Genomic DNA, 22796 nt, shown 5'->3' on the forward strand with positions numbered 1-22796 from the left:
GGCTACTTCTCCCGCGGGTACGGCGGCTCGTCGTACTTCGCCGCGAGGTGGTCCGCGTGCTCCAGCTTCGTGTTCGCCTTGCGGAAGGTGCCGAGCAGGGTGTGGATCTCGCGTTCGGTCGGGTGCGCGCGGCCGAGCAGCCGGCGCATCAGCAGCGCGTTCTTCTCGCGGACGTGGTCGCGCTGCCCCGTCGCCGCGAGGAAGTCCTCGAAGAACCCGTGGAAGCGCTCCACGTCGGCCTCGGGCGCGCGCGTGACCTCGGTGTCGGGCAGCTGCGTCTCGCCGACCGTGAGGTCGCGCAGCTCGTACAGCAGGACTGTCGCGGCCTGCCCGAGGTTGAGGACGGGGTAGTCGTCGTCGGCCGGGATCGAACACACTTCGTCGAGCCGCGAGAGCTCCTCGTTGTTGAGTCCGCGCCCTTCGCGGCCGAAGACGATGGCGGTCGGCGCGTCGACCGTCTTCAGCGACTCGCGGAGCTCGACGGGCGTCTTGAACGGGAAGCGCTCGTGGCTGCGGTCGTCCTCGCCGGTGATCGCGGTCGTGCCGACCGTGTGGTAGTTCGCGACGACCTCGTCGAAGGTGACCTCGTCCGCGTTCGGCAGCACGTCCTCGCGGGCGTGGCCGGCGAAGCCGTACGCCTCGCCGTCCTCTCGCAGCTCCGGCGGGTCGACCAGCTTGAGGTCGGTGAGGCCGAAGTTCTTCATGGCCCGCGCGATGGTCCCGACGTTGCCCGGCGTCTCGGGCTCGACGACGACGACCACGGGCTTCCGCCGAGCCGCCGCGTCGTCCGCCGAGTCGGACGCCTCGGGCGGCTCCGCCGCCCCCTCGTCCTCGCCCGTCGCCGGCACTCGCTCGTCGCCGCTCATCGGTCCGACGGGTAGTCGGTGGAGAGGTCGAGGTCGGACTCCGCCAGCTCCTCCTCGGTCAGTTCCTCGCGGTCGGTCTCCTCGCCGCGGGCGAGTTCGAGGATGTCGATCCGCTCGCCCTCGAACCCCTCTTCGATCCGCTCTTGGACCTCCTGCTGGTCGGGCAGGTCCGGGAGCCCGTCGGGGTCCTCCTCGACGTGCTCGACGGAGCCGTACCCCTCGGGGGCCCCGTTGCCGGCGGCGACCCACTCGTGGAAGCGGTCGGCGAACTCGACCGACCCCTTGTGCTCGCTGCCGCCCTCCTCGCGGAACCAGTAGAGCAGGTCGGGCTCGTGTTCGGGGCAGAGCAGGACCTCGCCCTCCGGCTCGCCGTACACGATCTCCGCCTCGTTACAGCGGTGGACCTCCGCCTCGCCGTAGTCGAGGTAGCAGACGTCGCAGGGCTCCTCGACGAGGCTGACGAGCCGCAGGAGCCGCTCCCGCGGGTCCTCCGGGATCTCGTCGAGGGGCTTCAGCTCCTCGTCGTCGCTGAATATCTCGTCCTCCTCGAAGCGCCACCCGCGGAGGCCGATGCTCACTTTCGCCATGTTCACGCTACGCTCCGGCGGCGATAAAAGCGCGTCCTTCCCGGCACGCGGACGGTCGCTGCGCCGCGACGGGGCCGCGGCGTCCGCACGCGCTCGCCGCCGACGCGGTCGCTTATATCCCCGGCCGCCCTCGTTCCGGGCATGAGACGGCGGCGACTCCTCGGACTGGCCGCGGCCGGGACCCTCGGCGCCGCGGCGGGCTGTCTGAGCGGGGGCGACGCGGCGGACAACGGCGACGCGCCCGGCGAGAGCGACGGAGCGAGCGGCGGCGACGCGGACGGGGAAAACGAGTCGACCGGCGACGACGAGAGCGGAGACGGGGAAGACGGGTCCGCGTGGCCCACCGGCACCTACGCCGACTACGAGACGACGACCGTGACCGTCGAGGGGACCGACGGGGCGGAGCGCGGGTCGGTGACGGCCGCGCTCGCTGACACCCGCGACAAGCGCTTCCTCGGGCTCAGCGACGCCGAGTCGCTGCCCGAAGACGGCGGCATGCTGTTCGTCTACGACGCCCCCAAAGATTCTCTCACCTACGTGATGCGCGAGATGGACTTCGGCATCGACATCGTCTACGTCGACGGCGACCGGAAAATCGTCGAGATCCACAACGCGCCGGAGCCGGGCCCGAACGAGGACGGCGAGCAACAGCGGTATCCCGGCTCCGGGCAGTACGTGCTGGAGGTCCCGTACGAATGGACCGACCGGCACGGCGTGTCAGTGGGGGACTCGCTGGCGTTCGACCTGTGAGGGCGTCTCAGCGGGGTCGGTCGGCCGCCGCCGCGTCGAGCATGTTCAGGTCCGTGGTCCGGGCGACGGCCACCGCGAGCACGACGCTCATGACCGCGAAAAGCGCCACGACGGCGAGGGCGAAGACACCCACGCCGACCGTGACGAGCAGTTGACTCCCGAGCAGTTCCGCGCCTATCGTCGCGAGGAGAGCGGCCGAGGCGAGACCGAGCAGCCGGTCCTCCGTTTTCGTGTACATATCTCGGATAGGTGACGAACGGCATTAAGACGTATCCGACGGCTGCCCTCATGTCCCACACTGACACGTATCGAGGCGTCTGCGGACGGATTCTCGGCTCGTTCGGCGGCGCGTCTTCGCCCGCCGGTCCGTCCTCGCGCTCCGCCCGTTTCTCACCTCGTCTCCCCCGACTATTCCCCCCGTTTATGTCGCTCGCGCCCGTGGTGATCGTATGCGAAACGTGGACGCCGCGGGACTCGGGATCGGCGACGACCACCCGCCCCGGATCATGGGCGTGCTCAACGTCTCGGAGGAGTCGCCGTACGACCCCAGCGTGTACGACGACCCCGGCGAGGCCGCCGCGTACGTCGACGAGGAGCTGATCGGCGAGGGCGCCGACATCGTCGACGTGGGTCTCGAATCGGCCAACAAGGACCTCGACGTGCTCTCGGCCGAACAGGAGCTCGACCGGCTCGACACCGCCGTCGAGACCCTCGAATCGACCTCGGGCGACGCCGTCTGGTCGATCGAGACGCGCTACCACGAGGTCGCCGACGAGGCGCTCTCGCGCGGCTTCGACATGGTCAACGACATCTGCGGGTTCGCCGACCCGGAGATGCCCCGCGTCTGCCGCGAGCACGACGTGGCGGTCTCGAAGATGGCCTCGCCGCCGGACCTCGAACGCCCGGGCGCCATCGAGGACGTGGACGACATCTACGAGGCCCTCTCGATGAACGGCCTCACCGACAAGACGATCCTCGACCCCGCGTTCGGCGGCTGGTCCGAGGCGAAGACCCACGAGGACGACCGCGAGACGTTCCACCGACTGCGCGAGTTCCGCGGCTACGGCCGCCCCCTGCTCGTCTCGATCAACCGCAAGAGCTTCCTCAAGACGGTCGCCGGCCGCAGCACCGAGGAGGCGCTCCCGGTCTCGCTCGCCGCCACGTCGATGGCCGTCGAGCGCGGCGCCCACGTGGTCCGGACGCACGACGTGGCCGAGACGCGCGACGCCGCCCTGATCGGCGCCGAGTTCGCCCGCGACCGCTACGCCGGCGGAGCCGACGACGCCGTCGCGGTCACCGAGCTCGACGTGACGACGGTCCGGGAGGCCGGGCGCCACCTCGACCGGATCGGCGCGCCGCGGGCGACCGACGGCGAGCGCGATCCGGCCGAGGCAGCGGTCGTCCGCACCTACGAGCTCGACGGGCTCGGCGACGCCGCGGTCGGCGCCCTGCGCGCCGCGACCGTCGGCGGCGACGCGACCGCCGCGGCGTTCGCGCTCGGCGACCCGAACCGGGCCGGCGTCCCGACCACTCCCCCGACGACCGACGGCGGGACCGGCGACCGCGCGAACGGCGGATCTCCCGGGGACGCCCTCGCGGACCGCCGCCGCGGCCTCCTGATCGGGACCCCGGACGCGATCGAATCGGTCAGAGAGTCGGTTTCCGGCGTCTCCGACGCGCTCGACGCCGCGCTCGACGGAATCGCCGCCAACGTCAGTTAAGAGAAAGTTTATGCCCTCGTGTAGACAACCGATCGACCGGACGCCGGAGGGGCACGCGGGTAGGGGTACTCTGTGCCACTCCGGCCCATACCATAATTCGACCGGCGAGCGGCGGCGCCGGTCAGGACCGAGACGGGACCCCGAACGCGGAGTGACCCGTCCGTGAACTTCGCGACCTTCGAACCCGTCTACGAGGCGATCCTCGCCGACTTCGGGTTCGACCGGACGGCCGACGAGCGGGCCCGGGACCTCGCCGCCGACCTCGCGACGCCGTTCCCGCTCGACCGCCTGGGCGACTGGGAGGGGCAGACGGTCGCGGTCGCGGGCGCGGCGCCGTGCCTCGCCGACGAGGTCGCGCTCGCCCGCGACGCCGACGTCGTCGTCGCCGCCTCCACGGCGGCCGACGTGCTCGCCGACCGCGGCGTCGACGTCGACTGTCTGGTGACCGACCTCGACAAGAACCCCGAGACAGCGGCGTCGCTGACCCGCGAGGGCGTCCCCGTCGCCGCCCACGCGCACGGCGACAACGTCCCCGCAGTCCGCGAGTGGCTCCCGCGCTTCGCCGACGAGTGGACGCTGGCGACGACGCAGGCGTCCCCCGTCGGTCCGGTCCGGAACCTCGGGGGGTTCACCGACGGCGACCGGGCCGCGTTCCTCGCCGACCACGCGGGGGCCGGCGAGCTGGTCTTCCCCGGCTGGGACTTCGACGATCCGGCGGTCGACCCGATGAAGGCGCGGAAGCTCGACTGGGCGGCGCGGCTGCTCCGCTGGCTCGAACGCCGCCGCGGCGAGGCGTTCGCGGTCCTCGACGGCCGGCGTGACGCGGCCGACGCCGCGCTGGACGAGATCCTCGGCGACGGGAGCGACCGGGAGCCCTGCGACGCTTAGGCCGTCTCCCCTTCGACGCGCGGCTCCGGGAACAGCTCGCTCTCGTCGCGCTCGCCGATCCACTCCGCCAGCTGGACGAGCTGGTCCGCGGCCGCCTCGAACAGGCGCTCCGCCTTCTCGGGCGTCACGTCGGTCGGGTCGCCGAACGCGCCGTTCGAAGAGTTGTCGACCGCGTCGTAGAAGGTGCGGGCGCCGTGGACCGTCGTCTCCGCGCTCGCGAGGTCGACGAGGCCGTCGTCGCGGGCGTCTTCGAGCCGGTCCTCGCGGACGAGGTCGGGCGCGATGTGAGTGATCATCGCCGTCTCCTTCGGTCCGGCGTGGGGACCGTTGTGTTCGAACAGGTCGTCGACCAGCTCCGGGATCGACTCGTCCCACATCCACTCGACGGCGTAGGCGACCTCGTCCTCGTGGAGCCGACGCCCGACCTCGCGGAGGTGCTGGACGTTGCCGCCGTGGGCGTTCACGAACACCACGCGGTCGATCCCGTGGTACGCGAGGTTCCGCGAGAACGACTCGACGTAGTCCCGGAACTCCGGCGGGTCGACCCACATCGTCCCCGGGAACTGTCGGTGGTGCGGGCTGACGCCGACGTTGATCGTCGGCGTTCGGAACGCGTCCGACCGCTCGGCGGCCGCCGTCGCGAGCGCCTCGGCGATCAGGTGGTCTGTCGCGAGCGGGAGGTGGGGGCCGTGCTGTTCGGTCGAGCCGAGCGGGACGAGCGCGACGGAGCCGGGAGCGAGCGCGTCGCCCAGCTCCGGCCAGGTGTGGTCCGCGAGGTACATACCACCGCCTCGCGCGCGACACGTATCAACCCAGTCGTCTCGGTCCGGTTCGCCGGGTTCGGGCGGGCGGCGTTCCGCCGGCCTCGCCGCGACCGCGCTCCCGCGGCACGCCGCCGCTTCGGCCCGTGTCGACACCCTTTTTGTGTCGTCCGGCCGAATCGAGTGGCATGTTCGGAGGCGGCGGCATGAACCCGCGCAAGATGAAACAGATTGCTCACACGTCCCGTTCAATAATACACACTTTCTGATCGTCGCTGCGTCACAACCGCGTCGGTGCGGCTCCCGAACGGGTCTGTTTGTGTTGGGGTTATAATAACCCAACCATTAATAGCCTTCAGATGTATTAGTAGGACGTGAGGAACGAACGACGAAGGATGAGACGCTCGTCCTCTCGTGGAACCCCCTTCACAGGGTCTCGTAAGAAACAATATCCTATCCGTTACAACCGATAGTTCGTGCGTTCCACGCACAGCAGTCTCGTTGGTGTGGATATTAGTCTCGGGTATGACGCGGTAGTGTGAGCACCTCCCCGAGCGTGTCATCGTTGTGATAGACAACACCTTTTTGTATCTCCCACCCAAACGTAGGGGTACGAGGCAACAGACGAGATGAACCCCACGACACCGCGACTGGCGCTTCGGCTTCCGAACGCGATGGCAGTTCCGTACCTGCCGATCAACTAACCATGAGTGGAATTTCGCTTGACAGCGCGAAGGACGCAAAGGCAGAAGCACAGAGCGGCAATCTCCGTGACAACGACGCGGGGATCCCCGAAGACCAGGCGTACGATTATGAAGAATATGATGCTCCGATAGTCAAAGGTCATCCCGAGTGTCTCATCACGTTCGAACGCATCGTCGGGCTGGCCCCGTTCAACACGGGCGATGGCTTCCTCGACGCACAGAACAACCTCGAACTGGGTGGCGAGCGTGACTACGGGAACGACGTGATTCTCACGGTCGAAGGCCCCGAACTGGTCGAAGGCGAACTGTGGACGGAGGACAACGACTTCCGTGACCTCCGTGTACTCGGGGATCCGACCTCGGACTTCTCGCCGTACGAGGAGCGCAACGACGTGGATCGGTCTACTGATCCGCCGACGGTTGAGACGCTCGGTGTCAGCCTCGGGATGGGTGCGTTCGACGGCGACCGCGCCGACGATGACAGCGAGTGGCTCGCTGTTGACGAGGACGATGAAGATGAGGAAATTCAGTTCGACAGTCGGTACATCCAGTTCCTCATCAGTTCCTCCCGTGCGGCTGACCTGCTCGGGCAACTTGACACCGCGGGCAAGTGGGCGCACACGCAGGAGGGTGAACTGACCGAGGGGATCATCGAAGCCCCGCCGATGCTCGGTGAGGATGGGTACGACGCCACCGACCACGGTGCGCCGCGTGCCATCGGCTACCCCGAGCTGCGGGCCGACATGGTGGATCAGCAGGGCGCGATCGCGTGGACGTTCGGTGACGATGAGCCGACCACGCAGTCGCCTGTGGACATCAACGTCTTCAAAATTGTTGACGGGGAGCTGATCGGCCTCGCGCCGCTCGGTCCCGAGGACGATGCGTACGCGCTGCCCGAGTACCCGCGTGCTGGCAACCTCTACTACGACCACGGTGACGGGGTCGAGGAAGCCGACGCTGTCGGCGCCGACGCCTCGCCCGAGAACGCTGGCGGCGTCGCGGAAGCCTCGGAGATGATCGGAGAAACCGACAACGACACGGACAGCGATGTGCTGGCGTATCAGGATCTCCCTGACGACGCACAGCAGTTCGTGGACAGCGCCGTGGATGCGGTCAACTCCGAGGGATACGACTCGGTCACGGACTTCGATGACTGGGACGAGCGGTTCGCTGCGGGAACCGCCGACATCGGGTTCGATCTCGATCAGGACAACATCACCGAGATCATCGACGCCCGTGTGTCCGCATGACACACGCGCTTGACCGTTCACGAGTGAACGGTAAAACTCGCGTATAGGCGGATGTCCCGAACCACGCGGTACAGTAGTTGAACGCGCGGTTTTCACGTTATTTGCTATGAGCCAAAGACAAACTGGCGAGAGAGAAGAACAGACCGACGATGAGGCAGAAATCGTGGTTGACGGCCTCGTAGATCCCGATAGTGAGATCGACGCGGAGGCCGCCGCCCAGCGGCTTGCGGCGACGGGGTACGAGATCACCGTCGAACAGACTACGGCCACGGACGACGAGACGGGCGAGCAGTACACGCTCTGGAAGGCGTGTGGGGCGCCGTCTGTCATGCCCGACGCAGAGGAGTGCGAGGTGTCGCCGCACCTCCCCGAAGCCATCATGGGGTTGTGTGATACCTTAGAGCGGAAGTACGGGGGTGATCTCTGATGGCTGAAAAGAGCCGTGTCGTGGATACGGCTGATGAGGATCCGCGAAAACAGACGGACGATGATCTCCTTGTCTACGATGAAGATGGGGTAGAGGTACACCAGCGCCCCAACGACCGTGTCCACATCAGGGTTCCAAAGTTCGCTGCTTGCGTGACGGACGCCCGTGACCTTCGGGACGCGCTGGACGAGTATCTGGATGACGACGAACACGAGTCTGCGGCGTTCCCTGATGCGTCTGTGACGGTTGCCGTTGACGCGGACGTAGAAGCGGCACGCGGGGCGATTGAGAGCCTTCAGACCAATGTGGAGGCACTCAACGAAGAACTGAAAGAGGCTGCCGAGCGAGCCGCTGATGTCGATCTCGGCGCTGTTGATTTTGGCCTCCCCGCGCCGTCACCGTCCGACGTTCAGGTGGAGATGGAAGCCATCGAGACGGACGACCGAGAGATGGTTCCCGCAGAACCGCTCTACGAGTTAGCGGAGATGTGGGCGGGTGTGTCTGTCCATCCCGCACTCGGTGACGAAGACGCGAGAACGTACCGACAGGCTCGCAAGGAGTCTGGTGAGTGGCTGAAGACAGAATTAGACGAGTTGACGGAGGACGACGATGGGTAGTTACGTCTTCGCCTGCCCCGAGTGTGGCGCCACGATCATCGCTGACAACGGCGGTGGTGCTCACGGCCAGCTCACGCTCTACTGTACGGGTGACGAGGATGAGTCCCACACCGCAGTCGAGATGGAGGAAGAAGACGATGCGTAGTCCCGCAAGTAGTGGTCGAGCGACGAGTGACCCCGCGACGGACGTTGAACGTCAGCAGGCGCTTCGTCACTCTCCGACGGAGCGCAACGTCCAGAACGAGCCGATGACGGTGGCCTCTCGGGGGCGACTCTACACGACCGAAGACATCCGCCGACGCCTCGGCTGTAACGATGACCAGGCGGGGCGGGGGACGCACGTCGCCGTGAAGATCGACGTGGTGGATCGCAGCGACGACTGGATCCACGTCAACACGGCCGTCTTCCACGTCACCCTCGCGACGGACGGGGTCATCCGCGTCCCCGTCAACGTTCGCGACGAACTGGCCCTGTCCACGGGCGATGATGTCCGTGTGAGCATCCGCATGAAGGAGTAACTGATGGGAGAAATCAGCGTCACATACGACAGCAACGGCGACCCACAAGACGTAACGATCGGGTTTGGGATCGACGGTGAGGTGGACGATGACGGTGTCGTCCAGATTGACCCGAACGAGAATCTGTGGATGATGTACTCCGACGACTCGCATGAACGCATCCGTGAGGCCCTGCTGGCAATTCCGCAGATTACGGGCGTCGAAGTCGGAGAGTACGACGAGGAGGAGTGGCGGAAGAACGCCGAAGAAGACTACGAGGACATCAACGAGTAACAATGAGTACGAAAACTGTTGACGACACTACGAAACTGACGGACAGCGACGCAATCGAACAGGCGCTCAACGATGTCGAGGCGGGTGATGCGCTGACCATCGAAGCCGAGAACGTTGACGGCAGCGAAGCCGCCGTCGATAACGGTGGCTCGGCGGAGCGAGCCACCGCAAGCGACGGTGAGCGGTACAAGGATCACCGTGTTGTCCAGTTCGTAGAGTACAACGGCCACTTCCAGTTCGGGGAACCGACGAGCGACGGCGGCGGACAGTCGTCCGCCGTTAACGCTGGCTCGACACAGCGAGCCAGCGCCGTTGGCCGTGTCGTGAAACCCGAGTATCAGATGATCTACGAACTGGGTGACACCCCGACGGAGGCGCTGAAGAACGGGATGGAGATCACCGCTGTGTGGGTGTTCAACGATGAGTGACGAAACTGTGACGACGCACCGAGACGAGACGCTTACTGTAACCGAGCGTCCGCCGTCGATTCCTGAAGATATTCACGCGATCACCGACGAACATCTCCACGCACTCGTCCGTCAGGTCGCGAAGGCGTCGTACCGTGCGGCGCGGTACCGCGGGCAGATGCGGGCGGACGCACTCGACCCGACGAAACAGAAGGTGATCGAACGGAAGGCCGAGGAGTGGCTGGACCAGCACAAGGATGAGTACTGCTGAAATCGACGCAGAGGCCCTGAAAGAATACTGTAAGAGATGTGACGAGGAACACATCCATACCTCGCACGGACGCTGTCTCGGGTGCCTCCGTCGCGGTGCGAAGGAGGTGACTGAAACGGCACAGCGACTCGCTTCGGAGACGGGGCAGTCGGTCGAGGAGTTTGCCAGCGACAAGGAAATCCCCGAACTGGACGAGTTAGAGTCTGTCTGAAGTCTAACCCTCTTTTCGCATCTCATTTATATCGGACACGCATACAGAGACGTAATGAGTGACAACGTCTCTGAACCGTGGTGGCCCGATGACATCCGTCTCGTCACAGACACGGATCTCCAAGCGAAACGCTACGCTCGTGGACAACTCTCTGACCCCACCGATTACTCCGCCCGTCTCGTTGAAACAGTACGGCGAGCGGAGGGATTACAGACTGCGTCCGCGGCGATAGACCGTGCGCTTCGCATCCAACTCGCCCACCTCATAGATAGCCGTGACGTGCTGTTCTCGCGGGATGACTACGATGTGTCGTATCTGATTCCACCGCCGAGTTGGGTCAGCGAACAGCGGTTCGAACACCACGAGGTTCTCCCAGTCGAGGAGCTGCCCGACGAGATCCACCCCGAGGATCGATCTATCGCGTTCACCACCTCGGAGGTCGTCTACGCAATGCTTCAGGACGCTGCCGAGCAGACGGAGTACGACACGCTTTCGGCGCTGATCCGCGACGGGCTGGAACGGTTGGTCGGGCAGTAACGATTCGGTGCGGTGGCGTCTTTCCGTCTGTGTATCGTGTCGCCAAAGACTTTAAATATTTACCACACGAACAGAGGGGTAGCGATGGCAGGTGCGTTCTCCGACGTAACAGACGATACAGATGATGACATAGAGTTACCAGACAACGTCGCAGAGGCGTTTGTTGAGTATTTCCGCGGGAACGTCGTCGGCCATGAGCAGGAAGGCTGGCTGATGACGCTCGGGTTGGTGTCGGGGTACGGCTACGGTGATGACTTCCACATCAACGTTATCGGGAAGGGGGAGCCTGGAAGTGGGAAGTCGCTCACCAAAAACACGACCGAGGCGCTGATCATTGACCGTGACAAGTACACGAAGACGGATGCGTCTTCGAACGCCATCCTCGACTCCCCCGAGTGGGACTTGTCACTCGTCGCGCCGCTGGACGAGTACGACAAGATCGACTCGGCTATCGTGGAGGTGCTGAAGTCCTCGAACCCCGAAGACGGTGGGTACGCGAAGGACCGCAACGTTGAGAACCCCGACGCGGTGGGTGGGTACGAACCCGTCGAGGTGTCCGCTGAACAGAACCCGTGGGTGGTGTTGTACGCTCCCTCCTCCAAGAAGGGTGGAATCAACGACGAGCTGGAAGACAGAGCGTTGATTCTGTACTTCTCAAACGACCGCACCACCCGTCGGGCAATCGGTCGCAAGGAGTTTGGTCACGAGGAGATCGACTCCAGCAAGTACGACGACGAGTACATCTACGACGCGCACGAGGTGAAGGCGGCCCTTCGTACCCACCTCTCGGATCTCCCAACGGAAACCACCTACGAGGAAGACGAGGATGGTGAGGAGTACGTCGCGGCTCGCAGCGGCGCCGCAGCAGCCTACATCCCGAGGTGGGTGTGGTACTGCGTCGAACCCGTCTTCTCGATTGACGAAGACCACACGAACCGCGTGTACGGGATTATCTCCAATCTCATCAAGGCGTCTGCGATCGCGAACCACCACACTCGTCGCACCCGTGAGACGGAGGTGTACGTAGACGAGGACTCCACGGAGACAGAGACGATAGAGCAGTACGTGGCGACCCCGCAAGACGTGTGGAACGTGATGATGTGTCTGGAGTCGCTTTTGTCTACGACACACCAACTCACGCCGCTGAAGCGACACATCCTCGACGCTGTCGACGCGACGGAACCGCGGACCTCCGAGGACGGGACGACGGTGTCGAAGGTCCAAGAGTGGCTCGATGGCAACGACATCCCGCACCCATCTCGTTCGACGCTGAAAGATCGGATGGACGAACTGGCCGAGGACTACTACCTTCAACGGTGGAAGTCCACAGCGGGGCCGAAAGGCCAGGCGGACGCTTACCAGAAGCACGACGACGGGGCCTTACAGCCACCGCGGATTGAGAACCTCTCAAAGCACGCCGAGCGGGACGGCGTCGATCTCAACGAGGACTGCGTTGAGTGTGACGTAGACGATCCGTTCGCGGACGTGTGGGATCCGCTTCGCGACCAGCCCGCGAAGGAGACACACGCCTACTTCGAAGAACAGTTCTCGGGCGGGACGAAGGATGAGGATACCCTGACCTCCGCGATGGGACCAGACCCAAACGAGGAGGAACGGAAACCCGAGCCTGTTGATCCGCGGGACGGTGATGGCGATTCCTCGCTTGATGATTTCAGCGGTGATGAGGATGGTGGGTCTGACGACGCAGAGGGTACCCCTCACGCGGACACAAACCCGTCCGCAGCGGCCTTATCGCCTGACAGCCCACCCGAACGCCAGTCGGACCAATGGGTGCTCGAACACCTCCGTGAAAACGAGGGTGCGGTGTTCGCGGGCAACCACACCGCGGCTCACTACGTCGGCGCGGTGGACAGCGAGCAGACAGTTGACGCCGCGGACACCGAGGGAACAGTCCTCGACCCCGACCATGAGTTGTGGAGCTGCTCGCAGTTCACCGAGGACCGTGTCATCACGGTAGACGACGCACGCAAGGAACTTCAGGAGGCGTTCGATCGGCTTCGTCACAACGAGTGGGTCGCCCTCGACGACGACGCTGCGCCGCCTGCGATGGCGCAGCTTGTAGTCGCAGACGAGCAGTAAGAACACCCTACTTTTTTGTATTTGCCGCCCGAACGTATGGGTGTCTCATGGGAGACGCCCCACGCAACGCGGCTGGTGCGGAACCGACACACGACTACGGCGGCGCTGATACGACAAACGACCGACGAGATATTCTCGACGGAGATGAGCGGGTGGAGACGTTAGAAGAAACCCCGCGTTCTCCTCCTGACGCACAAGAGTACGCGGAGATGGCAGAGGACTACCAAGACAAGAACGCAGAGATCGACTGGGATGAGATGAGTACGATCCCCATGATGGAACGAGACACGATTCGCATGGAGGTCGCGGTCGATGTCTCGGACATGGACACCCAAGGCAAGAAGGCGATCAACGAACTGACGGATCTGTACGAGGGAGCGTTCCAGGAGGTCGTCAACAAGAATCGTGACTACTCGTGGTCGTTCCTCCGCACGGGGCGGAAACTCGCAGACACGCCCGCGACCCCGTTCGAGGATCCTGCCCGTTCACAAGCCTTCGGCCTGTTGACGCGGATGGGAGACAAACACGAGCGACTGGTCGAGAACGTCTACGGAAACGGAGACGCCGCTGTCTCGGACACCCCCGACGTGACGGCACAGGAGATGGCGAACTACGCCATGTTCTTAGCCTTCGTGCTCGCGAACCCCGACCTCGCTACTGAATTGTAGCGCCCACTTTTTTATATCCACAACCCAAACATAGGGTTGCGATGGGTAATCCAACGTTACAGTCACTCAACGAGAAAGACGTGTGGCAGACGCCCGAGTGGCTTTACTCGGGGATCGCAGAACGCATCGGCGGCTTCGATGTTGACCCGTGTCCAGGTGAACGGACCAGTATCGGGGAGTGGAACTACTACCTCTCGCTCGGGATGGACGGCACCGAGTGGCCGTGGTTTGGTGACGTGTGGGTCAATCCACCGTTTTCGATGAAAGACGAGTGGGTCGAACACGCAGTTGAGCAGTACCAACACAACGACGACGTGGATCGGATCTTCCTGCTCACGCCTGACTCGACCGACGTGAAATCGTGGTTCCACGGGGACATCCTCCCGAACGCCAACTACGTCTGGTTCGGTGAGGGCCGTGTGAAGTTTCGTGAACCCGAGACGGGTGAGTCCGCGGGGAGTCCGTCGTTCGGCACCGCCGTCTCAATTTTTGGGGAGATCCCGTACGATCTGAAGGTGTGGCTCTCGGGTGAGGGCTGGCTCGCAACAGAGGCGTCGGTGGACATCAGCGACCGTGCGTACGGAGTGACTGACTAATGAGTTGGTCAAACAAGAAGGAAGCGTACGACGACGGGTTCGATGACGGTGTCTTCATCGGTGTCGTTGGGACGCTACTCACCGTCGGTGTCTGTGTCGCGTTCATCGTTGGGGTGGCGATCTGATGTATCTCCGTGTCATTGACTCCGAGTACACCGTCGCAGAAGACGGGTACAAGGAAAAGACGCCCATCGTCCACGTCTTCGGACGCAACGCCTCGTGGGAGCGACGCCACCTCCCTATCGTCGGCTACCGTCCGTACTTCGGGGTCCGTCAGTCTGAGTGGGTCCAGAAGGCCGAGGAGGTCGCAGAAGACGACCGCGTCCAAGCAGTCGAGACGACCGACTGGCAGGGGCGTCCCGAACAGACAATCGACGGGGAGCCGATGGTCCGTGTCGTCTGTCGCGAGCCGTCGGACGTAGGCGACCTTCGGGAGCTGTTCTATGATCCGTTCGAGGCGGACGTACTCTTTCCTGTTCGCTTCCTCGTGGACATGGCTGACACCCAATGGATCGAGGTTCCAGACAGCGTTGCGGACACCGAATACACCGTCCAAGACGCGCTGCCTGTGAGCGATGTCCGCCACGTCGAACGCTCCGAGACACCCGAGACGGTCCCGCCCCTGCGCGTCTGTACGTACGACATCGAGGTCGCCCAAGGTGGCGATGGCCCACCAGTCGTTTCACAGGAAGGAACCGAGCGGGCGGACAACCCCGTGACGGCGATTACGGCCCACGATTCGTACACCGACGAGTACGTCGTGTGGCTGACCGCACATCCCTCGTGGGACGGTGTTGCGTACGACGAGATAGATTCCTACGAGCAAGACAACCCATGTGACGTATATATCTACGAGAACCCACATGACACCGTCGCACAGTTCTTTGAGTGGGTCACAGATCGCGACATGGACGCGCTGACAGGATGGAACGCCTCGGGGTTCGACCATCCGTACCTCGTCAACTACGCACGGCTGAACGGCATTGGCGCGGTCTACGATGCGTCGCCGCTCGGGGAGGTGTACCCGATGGACGGTGACGGGAACTTCATCAACTCCTCGTTCAAGGGGCGACTGCTCCTTGACTCGTTGTCGCTGTACCAGAAGTCACAGATTCACGAACTGGACTCCTATCGGCTCGCGGACGTGGCCGAGGCCGAGGGCGTCTCGGTCGGGAAGCTCGACTTAGAATCCGAGGTCGGTGAGACGGACGGCGAGCCAGCGATCGACTACGCCTGGAAACACGATCCTGCGACGTTCGCAGAGTACAGCCTTCGCGACGTTCAGGCGTGTGTCGCGATTAACCGCGAGAGTCAGAAAAACGTCAGCATTATCTGACGCTTACATTTTTATATCCGCAACCCAAATACAGCGGTATGAGCGGACGTACGCTCTACCACGACGAACGCGAACAGGATACCGAGATGACGCCGCCCGACAACGCTGCGACGCGGCGATCGGATCTCCAAGAGCGATACAGTTTCTACATCCTCAACCCCGAGTACAGAGAGAACGTTGAATACCAGTTGTGGATCAACGATCAGTACGGTGATGAGTATCCCGTCGTCTCATCGAGTACGCTTGATCAGGCGACGTTCTTCAGTCAAGATCAGGGAGTCGGAGATTCTATCAATCTTACCGAGGACTTCTTCGACGCTCTCGCTGCTGTCATCCACAAATCGCTGTGGCACGAGTACGACGAAGTTCCGTACGAGGCGACAACTGTGTGGGCGCAGTTAGAATACGAACACCGACCACCCCACCACGAGACGTGGTTGATAACGGTTCTCGTTAATCAGTTCCTCAACGCCGAGGAGTGTTACCCCGAACTACAACCACTTGTACGGTGGTGTGCGGACCACACGCCGTTTGACGTACCGATCTTCAACGGCCAGTAACGTACTGGCATACTTTTTTATATTCGCAACCCAAACGTAGGGGTGTAATGTCCGAAGATTCCGTACTCGATTTATTTGCGGGCGCAGGGGGGTTCACCCTCGGCGTCCAGCGAGCTGGCGCGAACGTAATCGCGGGTGTGGACAACGACGAGCAGGCGCTTGAGACGTACGCCGCGAACTTTGAGCATCCTGCGTACAACTACAACCTCGCGGAAACGGAACCCGCAACCTTCGCCGTAGAGACGACTATCTATCGTGAAGACGTAGACGGGATCGTCGGTGGGCCGCCCTGTCAGGGTTTCTCGACGGCGAACCACGACCGCAACGAAGACGACCCGCGGAACAATCTCGTCTTCCGATACGCTAAGTACGTAGACTACTTCCAGCCCGACTGGTTCGTGATGGAGAACGTCACGGGGATCGAGTCGATCGATGACGGTGAAACCATCGAACTGCTGTACGAGGACTTCCAGCAGGCGGGGTACAACGTAGAACACATGACGTTGAACGCCGCGGACTACGGCGTCCCACAGAAGCGTCGTCGTGTGTTCTTCATCGGGACGCGCACAGATACCGACACGGAACCCCAGTTCCCCGAACCAACGCACGCCCCCGCCAGCGAGATCGAGGCACCGAGTGTGGATACGTCCGCGCAGACGGGTGTCACGGCAGATGACTAAATCACCGTGGGTCGGTGCGGGTGACGTTCTCAATACCGTAGACGTGTCCGACGAGGATCTCCAGCACCCCGACGAGGAGACTGCCGAACTACTGGACGAGATCCCTGCGGGGATGAACTACCAGTATTTCACCGAGAAGATGGGTCATCCCGACCCACAGTTCGGCTGGCGGACGAAGTTCTCCGATTACCTCCGCAAAGCCCACCCCGACAAACCCGTGAAGTCGGTGCTGGCAAGTCCAGGGTATCGGACTGGGCCGTTCCATTGGGACGGACGACGCTTCGCTCCGCGGGAACTGGCCCTGCTCCACTCGTTCCCACACGGGTTTGATCTGCCCGAGGCGACGACGGTTGCTCGCGAACAGATCGGCAACGCAGTTCCGCCCGAACTGGGAGCGTCGGTCGTTGGGGCGGTCCTCGGTACCCACGAGCAGACGGACGCCGAACAGCTCCCGTCGCCCCGTCGAGGGCGGACGAGTCACCAGACGTATCGTGAGCGGACAGAGCGGCGGCTGAAAGAACTGTACGGAGATGATGTCCTTGATGACTGAACAAGAGCCGTACGTCGGCGTTGAGGCCGCCATCGGGGATCTCCCTGATCCAGACAGCGATCACGATGTAGACAACCACGTGTCAATCAATCACGCAGAAAGTACGGTGGAAAAACTCCGTGAGACGGAGCACGGACAAGCGAAACATCCTGCGTACGCACGGGCGTATCCCGATGAACCCGCGTTTACCCTCGTCGCGGGGAAGTCCGCGCCACCTGTCCACCACGAGGAGCCGCGGCGGCTCACCGTTCGGGAGTGTGCGCGGCTTCAGACGTTCCCCGATACGTTCGTGTTCAAAGGGAACAAGCGAGAGCAGTACGCACTCAATGGAAACGCTGTCCCTGCGGACCTTGTGGCCTCGGTTGTCGAGGGGCTGCTTTAGGCCGCACTTTTTTATATCCACAACCGAAACATAGGGGCGTAATGCTCCACTTGGCAACAGATGTGAGTTACGAACACCCCGTCGTGTCGTGTGGGTACGTCCTCACGAAAGCGACGGGTGGGTCCGAACGACTCATAGAGATGGGATCACGGGTGTTCAACACCGAACACGACGACCGCGACATCGAGTGGGGGTCTGCCCGTGGCGAGTACCGTGCGCTGATTACTGGGGTCAGAGCGGCACTTGATTACGACGAGTCAGCCATCCTGTGCCACGTCGATCACCAGTCGCTTGTGACTGCTGTTCGCCACGTCTGCCGCGACGACTACGAGTCGTACTTCCGTCACGCCTTGATGAGTTTCCTCGGACGCTTCGATGAGTGGCGGATCAGTCGTGTGAACCGAGGACGCAACGAAGCAGCTCATACGCAGGCACGGGCGGGGTTGAAAGCGAGCCAAGAGTACCTTGATACCGAGGCGATGGAGGCTCCGTGATGGACGTTGAAGTCGAACGTCACCCACCACGTATCGAAAGCGAGGACGAACTATACACAGCCTCACGGCTTTCTGGTGGATGGGATAATCGGTGGCGGGTGTGGTTCAGACCGATAGGTGAAAAGGTTGTTAGGGTGGTTGATGAGAAAGCAGGTGACTCATACGACCGTTCAGACTATATTCCGAGGGCCGCGGTAGCCCTAATCCGTCAGCAGGATGTGAGAGTTGTCCGTGACTCGGATGGGTCTGTTGTCGCAGATTTGGTGGTGAACGAGATTGAGTAGCCGTAGCGACGACTCGGTGTTCGCGTCGCTCCAGCAGGTGACTGGGGCGACCTACGATAACGCGGAGTACAACAAAGACCTCATTGACATCTATATGCTCCGCAAGGCCCGACAGAAGGGAATCCGTCTCCCGACTGGCGGGCCGCCTGCGGAGTACAAGTACCTTGGTGCTCACGTCGAGACGCCAACGGCGGGTGTCAATCAGAACGTCGTCTATATCGACGTGTCTTCGATGTATCCATCCTTTATCCTCACCTTGAACGCCTCACTTGAGACAACCATCGGGACGCGGGATGATCTCCGTGAGAGTGAGTACACCGAAGACGACTGTGTGTGGGGGTACATCGACACTCGTCCTGTGAAACATCTGGACAAAGGAGAACCGTGGCAACAGTACACCGACGGTCAGTACAAGGTCGTCTACGACCCACACGCCCCTGCGACGAAGTGGTCGTGTGACGACGGGGCTGGTCCCCGCTACGAGAAGGTCTACTTCCTCGCTCACGATGTCCAGAAGGGCTTTCTGACGGAGTGCGTTGAGGAACTGATCGACCTGAAGAACCAGTACCGCGGTACGTCGCTGTACGGGTCCACGAAGCGTGTGACCAACTCGATCTACGGCGTGTTGGGGTTCGCCACGGAGGAGTCGTCGTTTCGGCTGTTTGATTGGCGAATTGCCGAGGCGATTACCCTCTCGGGCCGAAAGATGATCCAGTTCTCTCGCGACTACGTCATCGACAAACTCGCGGAGATGGGCTACGAGGCGTACGCCGCGATGGGGGACACCGACGGCGTGGGGATTGCTGTTCCCGCGGCCTCGACTCGTCACGAAGCGATGGAACTGGTTGAGGAGGCCGTCGAACAACTCAACGGCCCAGGGTACGACGACTTCTTCCAACAGGAGTTTGGTGTCCCGCCCGAACACCACCACGGCGAGATCGAGATCGAATCGTACGCGCCGAAGGTCTTCATCCCCGCAGAACAGCTCCCCCACGGCGACGTTGGCCGCAAGAAGCGATATATTCAATGGGAGAACTGGAATGACGATGACGGCGAGGTTGATGAAATATCAATCACGGGATTGGAGGCCGAGCGGTCAGACGTGGCGCCGATCACGAAACAGGCACAGCGGGCGTTCGCGGCGCAACTCCGTCACTCGGACTCAACGGCTCGTGAGAACCTGTTCCCGACCCTTCGCGACTACGCAGACGCCATCGCGAACGGGCGGATGGACGTAGACAGGGTGGCGAAGCGTGGGGGCATAGGCCAACCCCTCGCGGAGTACGGGACGGCCACACGGACGCCTGCGCCGCTATATAGAGGTGCGAAGTACGCCTCTCGCGAGATAGACGGCGTCACCGTCCAGCAGGGTGACAAGCCACGCTTGGTCTACGTCGAGGACGTGGGCGAGGGGATGGCGACCACCTACCGAGCACAGACTGCCGAGGACGGCGACCCCGTCGACGCCATCGCGGTGAACAACGTCGCGAATATCCCTGCCGACGTGACGATTGACTGGGACCGTCACCTCCAGAAGACGCTCATTGACCCGCTGAAGCCGCTCTTGGAGACGCGCTTCGGTGGGAGTGCGTGGTCGGAAATCCGTCACAACCACGAGCAGACTGGCCTTGCGTCGTTCTGATAGCCAGTAGATTTTTATAGCGGCAAGACGAACAGAGGGGTAGCGTGCGAGTACCTGTGTCCATGCTGAAAGTGAAACCAGTTTCACCGTGGTGGGGTTACAACTAAATGACACGACCGAATACACCAGCAATGCGTCAGATGCCCCGCGTCTCAATGTATTTCGTCGGAGGTGAGGTGTCGTGACGTTAGAAGAAACAGGGCTGACTGAAGAACAGGTTATGGCAGTTCGGGATAGACCACTCGCGGAGAGTTACGAAACACACGACATCGGGATGGGCCACCTCCTCGCCCGCTTACAAGCCCACGGGTTCACCGTCGAGGACCACGGTGACGACGCCCGCCACGCCGACGAGGTGCTGTACGGCGACGGTCCTGACCTCCGCGTCTACGATGACGGTGAACTGATCGCCTACATCGAACTGAAGGTCAAGACCAGCCCCGAGTGGTTCGCTCGCTGTAACCGTCGTCACTTCAACGAGTACGTCAACTTCACCAACGAGGTAGATGAGCCTGTCTTCATCTGGTTCGCGCTGGTGGACTCTGTGACGGAGCAGCTCCACCGCTCGGCGTTTTTCGAAGTCGAGGACACCGACCAGATCGACGGGCGGGTTGTGAACGTGACCGAGCAGGCGATGGTCTTCCCCGCCAACGCCACCAAGCCTGTTGAGGGTGGCCCCGAGGACACGCAGTTTGTCGCCGTCGACGCGGACGACATCGCTGGTGTCCGTCCAGGTGATGTCATCAGCGACTACATCCCCGATGTTCACGGGAACGACGTGATCTGTCTCAACGAAGACGACCTCCGTTCGATGCCGCACTTCCTTGCGGCTGTCTCGTAGGTCGTCTTCGTTTCTCACTTGACCTAACTTTTTTTATACGTGCCACCCAAACGTCAGGGTGCGATGGCACAAGCCGAAACCGCTGCCAACGATGGAAGCACCGCCGACGAGAATACCGAAGCAGAAGATACCGAGGTCTTCGCCGTTCAGGTTGAGCTGCGACAGACGGCGACGATTCCTGTCCGCGCCAAGAGTCGAGCAGACGCATGGGACGCGCTGGAAATGCCACACACAAGCCGTGACCTCCAGCGGTACTTCGCTCGCAAGGATTTCCAAGGCGCACACTACGAACCCGAGGATGTCTTCGGAAACGAGAACCCGTCTGAAGCCCACATCGACGCTACTGGTTCTGATCTCGAAGTCGTGGTTGACGACACCGAGATCAACTCCGACCGACGGTAAGGCGTCGTCCGTGCGGTTCGCGGCCTAACTTTTTTATAGAGCCAAGACGAACAGAGGGGTGTGCGCGAAACAGACCTCTCGAAGTCCGAACTACGAGAACTGCCCATCGCGAGCGACCCGAAACTCGCGACGGACGAAAAGGAGACGACGCTGACGTTCCCAAATGATGTCAGTTACGGACGGGTTCACACCTCCGTCCCGACGCTGGTCAAATGGGTCTTATCGGTCGAGGCGTCGGAGATATTGTCGTACCAGCGTGACGAATCTGGTAATCTCGTCGCCGTTCGTGCGGAGATTCCGAAGGGAATCGTGAAGTTCCAGCAGTCGGCGCGGAAGTCGGACGCCCACTCGCAGATGGTGTCGTACGGCCCGAACGACTTCGGGGGTGACGAATGAGCCGTCTGAAGACGCTCGGCTGGTACGGCGGCGCAGGTGTTGCGGGAGCAGGGATGGGTACCATCGGTTCGTGGTGGTCGCGTCGAGCTGCTGAAGCCGCCGTCGAGGTCCGCCCCTCACTCGCAAACGTCGGGTGGTGGGATGCGTTTCTCGCGAACCATCTCACCGACTGGCTGTACTTCCAGTTCCCAACGGCGATGACGGCGTTCACAGTCGCCTTCACGACGTTCGTGTTCCTCGTCACAGCGTGGCTGGTGATCAACGGATGAGGGGACGTTACACACAGACCCGCCAGCAGTTAATCGAGGAGCCGATCCAACCAGGAACCAACGTCGACGCGCCGTGGTACACCCCACGGCCTGATCGCGACCGTCACTACCAATGAACGTCGAAGATGTCCTCGGTGGGATGGAGCTGCCGCCCGACACGGACATGGTTCAGTTTGGCTTCGTCACCGACACCTCTCACCTCAACGATGAGCAGCGTCGACTCCGTGTTGAGGCGTTAGACGAGACGTACACGATTCTGGAGGCTCGGGAGGTCACAATCCCCGAGGGAGACAACGATGAGTGACGAGGAGGATACTTTCAGCGACGTGCCTGTTGTCGGCCACCACGTTGAGGCGGAGATAGAGGAACCCGAAGATGGGCTGGCTGACGCACTCAACCACGCTGCCGAGGAACTGGACATCACACGTCGTGATCTCCGCTACGTGAAGATAACGGAGTACGATGTTTCGTGGGATGAACCACGGACGATGACGCTCCCCGTAGGCACGTTCGAGCGGCTCTGTGCGTGGTTCCTTCAGACAGACAGCCCCGATGAATACCTCGGTCCTGATCCCGAAGATGCGTACGAAATAAACTCCGACGCTGACGGACTGTTCGATGCCGACCACGGTGAGATTCCCGATAGTTCATCGTACGATGTCATTACAGGCGAGGTGTGGTTCCAGATCGATGCGGTGAGAGCCGCAGACTGTGAGGGGATCGGTAACAATGACTGAAGGCCATTGCCAAAACTGCCAAGTCTACACGACGCTGACCGAGGCGACATCCCCGAACGGCGAGACGTACT

35 protein-coding genes are annotated in these 22796 nt (G+C 62.4%); 31 read left to right on the forward strand and 4 right to left on the reverse strand.

The features are described 5' to 3' along the window. Positions 1–2: 2 nt before the first annotated feature. Both EXE44_RS04670 and EXE44_RS04675 read right to left on the reverse strand, forming a co-directional pair. Positions 3–866, reverse strand: a complete 864-nt coding sequence (locus EXE44_RS04670; RefSeq protein WP_241991793.1) for an RNA methyltransferase — start codon at positions 864–866, stop codon at positions 3–5. Further along, positions 863–1453, reverse strand: a complete 591-nt coding sequence (locus EXE44_RS04675) for a hypothetical protein (RefSeq protein ID WP_137716175.1) — start codon at positions 1451–1453, stop codon at positions 863–865. Before EXE44_RS04675 ends, EXE44_RS04670 begins: the two co-directional genes overlap by 4 nt. Before the next feature lie 141 nt (positions 1454–1594). On the opposite strand from EXE44_RS04675, the gene EXE44_RS04680 reads away from it, so the two are divergent. After that, positions 1595–2203, forward strand: a complete 609-nt coding sequence (locus tag EXE44_RS04680; protein ID WP_137716176.1) for a DUF192 domain-containing protein — start codon at positions 1595–1597, stop codon at positions 2201–2203. Between the two features lie 7 nt (positions 2204–2210). On the opposite strand, the gene EXE44_RS04685 is transcribed toward EXE44_RS04680, so the two are convergent. Beyond that, complete coding sequence (locus tag EXE44_RS04685; RefSeq protein WP_121564482.1) at positions 2211–2441, reverse strand: hypothetical protein; 231 nt, start codon at positions 2439–2441, stop codon at positions 2211–2213. Positions 2442–2652: 211 nt separating this feature from the next. Here EXE44_RS04685 and folP point away from each other — a divergent pair, with 211 nt between their 5' ends. Both folP and EXE44_RS04695 read left to right on the forward strand, forming a co-directional pair. Continuing rightward, positions 2653–3924 (forward strand): dihydropteroate synthase, encoded by a 1272-nt coding sequence (gene folP / locus EXE44_RS04690; RefSeq protein WP_199241182.1) that lies wholly within the window; start codon positions 2653–2655, stop codon positions 3922–3924. 162 nt (positions 3925–4086) lie between these two features. Beyond that, complete coding sequence (locus EXE44_RS04695) at positions 4087–4812, forward strand: 6-hydroxymethylpterin diphosphokinase MptE-like protein (protein ID WP_137716177.1); 726 nt, start codon at positions 4087–4089, stop codon at positions 4810–4812. Here the strand turns inward: EXE44_RS04695 and EXE44_RS04700 are convergent. After that, entirely contained in the window at positions 4809–5594 is a 786-nt protein-coding gene (locus EXE44_RS04700) for a creatininase family protein (RefSeq protein WP_137716178.1), read from the reverse strand. The genes EXE44_RS04695 and EXE44_RS04700 overlap by 4 nt on opposite strands. Before the next feature lie 685 nt (positions 5595–6279). Between EXE44_RS04700 and EXE44_RS04705 the strand changes: the two genes are divergently transcribed. The 28 genes from EXE44_RS04705 (at position 6280) to EXE44_RS04830 (ending at position 22725) form a co-directional block, all read left to right on the forward strand. Then, positions 6280–7527, forward strand: a complete 1248-nt coding sequence (locus EXE44_RS04705) for a hypothetical protein (protein ID WP_137716179.1) — start codon at positions 6280–6282, stop codon at positions 7525–7527. A gap of 106 nt (positions 7528–7633) precedes the next feature. After that, positions 7634–7954, forward strand: coding sequence for a hypothetical protein (locus EXE44_RS04710; RefSeq protein WP_137716180.1), 321 nt, complete (start codon positions 7634–7636; stop codon positions 7952–7954). Then, entirely contained in the window at positions 7954–8571 is a 618-nt protein-coding gene (locus EXE44_RS04715) for a hypothetical protein (protein WP_137716181.1), read from the forward strand. The genes EXE44_RS04710 and EXE44_RS04715 overlap by 1 nt, the downstream gene beginning before the upstream one ends. Next, complete coding sequence (locus EXE44_RS20150) at positions 8564–8716, forward strand: hypothetical protein (protein WP_158293429.1); 153 nt, start codon at positions 8564–8566, stop codon at positions 8714–8716. Before EXE44_RS04715 ends, EXE44_RS20150 begins: the two co-directional genes overlap by 8 nt. Then, entirely contained in the window at positions 8709–9089 is a 381-nt protein-coding gene (locus EXE44_RS04720; protein WP_137716182.1) for a hypothetical protein, read from the forward strand. The genes EXE44_RS20150 and EXE44_RS04720 overlap by 8 nt, the downstream gene beginning before the upstream one ends. 3 nt (positions 9090–9092) lie before the next feature. Next, the gene (locus tag EXE44_RS04725) at positions 9093–9362 is read left to right on the forward strand and encodes a hypothetical protein (RefSeq protein ID WP_137695080.1); all 270 of its coding nucleotides are present in this window, start codon (positions 9093–9095) and stop codon (positions 9360–9362) included. 2 nt (positions 9363–9364) lie between these two features. After that, positions 9365–9790, forward strand: coding sequence for a hypothetical protein (locus tag EXE44_RS04730; RefSeq protein WP_137716183.1), 426 nt, complete (start codon positions 9365–9367; stop codon positions 9788–9790). Further along, positions 9783–10040 (forward strand): hypothetical protein, encoded by a 258-nt coding sequence (locus EXE44_RS04735; protein WP_137706925.1) that lies wholly within the window; start codon positions 9783–9785, stop codon positions 10038–10040. The genes EXE44_RS04730 and EXE44_RS04735 overlap by 8 nt, the downstream gene beginning before the upstream one ends. Then, positions 10027–10251, forward strand: a complete 225-nt coding sequence (locus EXE44_RS04740) for a hypothetical protein (protein WP_137706924.1) — start codon at positions 10027–10029, stop codon at positions 10249–10251. The genes EXE44_RS04735 and EXE44_RS04740 overlap by 14 nt, the downstream gene beginning before the upstream one ends. 54 nt (positions 10252–10305) lie before the next feature. Further along, entirely contained in the window at positions 10306–10788 is a 483-nt protein-coding gene (locus tag EXE44_RS04745; RefSeq protein ID WP_137716184.1) for a hypothetical protein, read from the forward strand. Between the two features lie 84 nt (positions 10789–10872). Beyond that, positions 10873–12888 (forward strand): hypothetical protein, encoded by a 2016-nt coding sequence (locus tag EXE44_RS04750; RefSeq protein ID WP_137716185.1) that lies wholly within the window; start codon positions 10873–10875, stop codon positions 12886–12888. 47 nt (positions 12889–12935) lie between these two features. Then, on the forward strand, positions 12936–13556 hold the full coding sequence (locus EXE44_RS04755) for a hypothetical protein (RefSeq protein WP_137716186.1): 621 nt from the start codon (positions 12936–12938) through the stop codon (positions 13554–13556). A 41-nt stretch (positions 13557–13597) separates the two neighbouring features. Then, a complete protein-coding gene (locus EXE44_RS04760; protein ID WP_137716187.1) occupies positions 13598–14152 on the forward strand; it encodes a DNA N-6-adenine-methyltransferase in 555 nt (184 codons plus the stop codon). Beyond that, the gene (locus EXE44_RS21890) at positions 14152–14277 is read left to right on the forward strand and encodes a hypothetical protein (protein WP_274595367.1); all 126 of its coding nucleotides are present in this window, start codon (positions 14152–14154) and stop codon (positions 14275–14277) included. Before EXE44_RS04760 ends, EXE44_RS21890 begins: the two co-directional genes overlap by 1 nt. After that, positions 14277–15488, forward strand: coding sequence for a 3'-5' exonuclease (locus EXE44_RS04765; protein ID WP_137716188.1), 1212 nt, complete (start codon positions 14277–14279; stop codon positions 15486–15488). The genes EXE44_RS21890 and EXE44_RS04765 overlap by 1 nt, the downstream gene beginning before the upstream one ends. Before the next feature lie 38 nt (positions 15489–15526). Beyond that, positions 15527–16048 carry a hypothetical protein gene (locus EXE44_RS04770; protein ID WP_137716189.1) on the forward strand — a complete coding sequence of 174 codons (522 nt, stop codon included), beginning with the start codon at positions 15527–15529 and terminating at the stop codon, positions 16046–16048. Between the two features lie 47 nt (positions 16049–16095). Continuing rightward, a complete protein-coding gene (locus EXE44_RS04775; protein ID WP_137716190.1) occupies positions 16096–16728 on the forward strand; it encodes a DNA cytosine methyltransferase in 633 nt (210 codons plus the stop codon). Next, on the forward strand, positions 16721–17278 hold the full coding sequence (locus tag EXE44_RS04780; protein WP_137716191.1) for a DNA cytosine methyltransferase: 558 nt from the start codon (positions 16721–16723) through the stop codon (positions 17276–17278). Before EXE44_RS04775 ends, EXE44_RS04780 begins: the two co-directional genes overlap by 8 nt. Next, positions 17271–17660 carry a DNA cytosine methyltransferase gene (locus EXE44_RS04785; protein ID WP_199233703.1) on the forward strand — a complete coding sequence of 130 codons (390 nt, stop codon included), beginning with the start codon at positions 17271–17273 and terminating at the stop codon, positions 17658–17660. Before EXE44_RS04780 ends, EXE44_RS04785 begins: the two co-directional genes overlap by 8 nt. A 41-nt stretch (positions 17661–17701) precedes the next feature. Next, positions 17702–18154, forward strand: coding sequence for a reverse transcriptase-like protein (locus tag EXE44_RS04790; RefSeq protein WP_137716193.1), 453 nt, complete (start codon positions 17702–17704; stop codon positions 18152–18154). Further along, a complete protein-coding gene (locus EXE44_RS04795; protein ID WP_137716194.1) occupies positions 18154–18438 on the forward strand; it encodes a hypothetical protein in 285 nt (94 codons plus the stop codon). The genes EXE44_RS04790 and EXE44_RS04795 overlap by 1 nt, the downstream gene beginning before the upstream one ends. A 16-nt stretch (positions 18439–18454) precedes the next feature. Next, positions 18455–20080, forward strand: coding sequence for a DNA polymerase domain-containing protein (locus EXE44_RS04800; protein WP_137716195.1), 1626 nt, complete (start codon positions 18455–18457; stop codon positions 20078–20080). Positions 20081–20261: 181 nt separating this feature from the next. Beyond that, positions 20262–20921 (forward strand): hypothetical protein, encoded by a 660-nt coding sequence (locus EXE44_RS04805; RefSeq protein ID WP_137716196.1) that lies wholly within the window; start codon positions 20262–20264, stop codon positions 20919–20921. A gap of 63 nt (positions 20922–20984) precedes the next feature. Beyond that, on the forward strand, positions 20985–21323 hold the full coding sequence (locus EXE44_RS04810; RefSeq protein WP_137716197.1) for a hypothetical protein: 339 nt from the start codon (positions 20985–20987) through the stop codon (positions 21321–21323). Positions 21324–21383: 60 nt separating this feature from the next. Continuing rightward, positions 21384–21719 carry a hypothetical protein gene (locus EXE44_RS04815; protein ID WP_137716198.1) on the forward strand — a complete coding sequence of 112 codons (336 nt, stop codon included), beginning with the start codon at positions 21384–21386 and terminating at the stop codon, positions 21717–21719. Beyond that, a complete protein-coding gene (locus EXE44_RS04820; protein ID WP_137716199.1) occupies positions 21716–21988 on the forward strand; it encodes a hypothetical protein in 273 nt (90 codons plus the stop codon). Before EXE44_RS04815 ends, EXE44_RS04820 begins: the two co-directional genes overlap by 4 nt. A 112-nt stretch (positions 21989–22100) precedes the next feature. Next, positions 22101–22292 (forward strand): hypothetical protein, encoded by a 192-nt coding sequence (locus tag EXE44_RS04825; RefSeq protein ID WP_137694962.1) that lies wholly within the window; start codon positions 22101–22103, stop codon positions 22290–22292. After that, a complete protein-coding gene (locus EXE44_RS04830) occupies positions 22285–22725 on the forward strand; it encodes a hypothetical protein (RefSeq protein ID WP_137694963.1) in 441 nt (146 codons plus the stop codon). The genes EXE44_RS04825 and EXE44_RS04830 overlap by 8 nt, the downstream gene beginning before the upstream one ends. Positions 22726–22796: the final 71 nt, after the last annotated feature.

It is taken from the genome of Halorubrum sp. SS7 (assembly GCF_005435055.1).
In the GTDB taxonomy this organism is placed as follows: domain Archaea; phylum Halobacteriota; class Halobacteria; order Halobacteriales; family Haloferacaceae; genus Halorubrum; species Halorubrum salinarum.

Bases quoted from the DNA above. Each gene is read 5' to 3' on its own strand.
- EXE44_RS04670 (WP_241991793.1), bottom strand. From the start codon at position 866: ATGAGCGGCGACGAGCGAGTGCCGGCGACGGGCGAGGACGAGGGGGCG.
- EXE44_RS04675 (WP_137716175.1), bottom strand. From the start codon at position 1,453: ATGGCGAAAGTGAGCATCGGCCTCCGCGGGTGGCGCTTCGAGGAGGAC.
- EXE44_RS04680 (WP_137716176.1), top strand. From the start codon at position 1,595: ATGAGACGGCGGCGACTCCTCGGACTGGCCGCGGCCGGGACCCTCGGC.
- EXE44_RS04685 (WP_121564482.1), bottom strand. From the start codon at position 2,441: ATGTACACGAAAACGGAGGACCGGCTGCTCGGTCTCGCCTCGGCCGCT.
- folP (WP_199241182.1), top strand. From the start codon at position 2,653: ATGCGAAACGTGGACGCCGCGGGACTCGGGATCGGCGACGACCACCCG.
- EXE44_RS04700 (WP_137716178.1), bottom strand. From the start codon at position 5,594: ATGTACCTCGCGGACCACACCTGGCCGGAGCTGGGCGACGCGCTCGCT.
- EXE44_RS04705 (WP_137716179.1), top strand. From the start codon at position 6,280: ATGAGTGGAATTTCGCTTGACAGCGCGAAGGACGCAAAGGCAGAAGCA.
- EXE44_RS04710 (WP_137716180.1), top strand. From the start codon at position 7,634: ATGAGCCAAAGACAAACTGGCGAGAGAGAAGAACAGACCGACGATGAG.
- EXE44_RS04715 (WP_137716181.1), top strand. From the start codon at position 7,954: ATGGCTGAAAAGAGCCGTGTCGTGGATACGGCTGATGAGGATCCGCGA.
- EXE44_RS20150 (WP_158293429.1), top strand. From the start codon at position 8,564: ATGGGTAGTTACGTCTTCGCCTGCCCCGAGTGTGGCGCCACGATCATC.
- EXE44_RS04720 (WP_137716182.1), top strand. From the start codon at position 8,709: ATGCGTAGTCCCGCAAGTAGTGGTCGAGCGACGAGTGACCCCGCGACG.
- EXE44_RS04725 (WP_137695080.1), top strand. From the start codon at position 9,093: ATGGGAGAAATCAGCGTCACATACGACAGCAACGGCGACCCACAAGAC.
- EXE44_RS04730 (WP_137716183.1), top strand. From the start codon at position 9,365: ATGAGTACGAAAACTGTTGACGACACTACGAAACTGACGGACAGCGAC.
- EXE44_RS04735 (WP_137706925.1), top strand. From the start codon at position 9,783: ATGAGTGACGAAACTGTGACGACGCACCGAGACGAGACGCTTACTGTA.
- EXE44_RS04740 (WP_137706924.1), top strand. From the start codon at position 10,027: ATGAGTACTGCTGAAATCGACGCAGAGGCCCTGAAAGAATACTGTAAG.
- EXE44_RS04745 (WP_137716184.1), top strand. From the start codon at position 10,306: ATGAGTGACAACGTCTCTGAACCGTGGTGGCCCGATGACATCCGTCTC.
- EXE44_RS04750 (WP_137716185.1), top strand. From the start codon at position 10,873: ATGGCAGGTGCGTTCTCCGACGTAACAGACGATACAGATGATGACATA.
- EXE44_RS04755 (WP_137716186.1), top strand. From the start codon at position 12,936: ATGGGAGACGCCCCACGCAACGCGGCTGGTGCGGAACCGACACACGAC.
- EXE44_RS04760 (WP_137716187.1), top strand. From the start codon at position 13,598: ATGGGTAATCCAACGTTACAGTCACTCAACGAGAAAGACGTGTGGCAG.
- EXE44_RS21890 (WP_274595367.1), top strand. From the start codon at position 14,152: ATGAGTTGGTCAAACAAGAAGGAAGCGTACGACGACGGGTTCGATGAC.
- EXE44_RS04765 (WP_137716188.1), top strand. From the start codon at position 14,277: ATGTATCTCCGTGTCATTGACTCCGAGTACACCGTCGCAGAAGACGGG.
- EXE44_RS04770 (WP_137716189.1), top strand. From the start codon at position 15,527: ATGAGCGGACGTACGCTCTACCACGACGAACGCGAACAGGATACCGAG.
- EXE44_RS04775 (WP_137716190.1), top strand. From the start codon at position 16,096: ATGTCCGAAGATTCCGTACTCGATTTATTTGCGGGCGCAGGGGGGTTC.
- EXE44_RS04780 (WP_137716191.1), top strand. From the start codon at position 16,721: ATGACTAAATCACCGTGGGTCGGTGCGGGTGACGTTCTCAATACCGTA.
- EXE44_RS04785 (WP_199233703.1), top strand. From the start codon at position 17,271: ATGACTGAACAAGAGCCGTACGTCGGCGTTGAGGCCGCCATCGGGGAT.
- EXE44_RS04790 (WP_137716193.1), top strand. From the start codon at position 17,702: ATGCTCCACTTGGCAACAGATGTGAGTTACGAACACCCCGTCGTGTCG.
- EXE44_RS04795 (WP_137716194.1), top strand. From the start codon at position 18,154: ATGGACGTTGAAGTCGAACGTCACCCACCACGTATCGAAAGCGAGGAC.
- EXE44_RS04810 (WP_137716197.1), top strand. From the start codon at position 20,985: ATGGCACAAGCCGAAACCGCTGCCAACGATGGAAGCACCGCCGACGAG.
- EXE44_RS04820 (WP_137716199.1), top strand. From the start codon at position 21,716: ATGAGCCGTCTGAAGACGCTCGGCTGGTACGGCGGCGCAGGTGTTGCG.
- EXE44_RS04825 (WP_137694962.1), top strand. From the start codon at position 22,101: ATGAACGTCGAAGATGTCCTCGGTGGGATGGAGCTGCCGCCCGACACG.
- EXE44_RS04830 (WP_137694963.1), top strand. From the start codon at position 22,285: ATGAGTGACGAGGAGGATACTTTCAGCGACGTGCCTGTTGTCGGCCAC.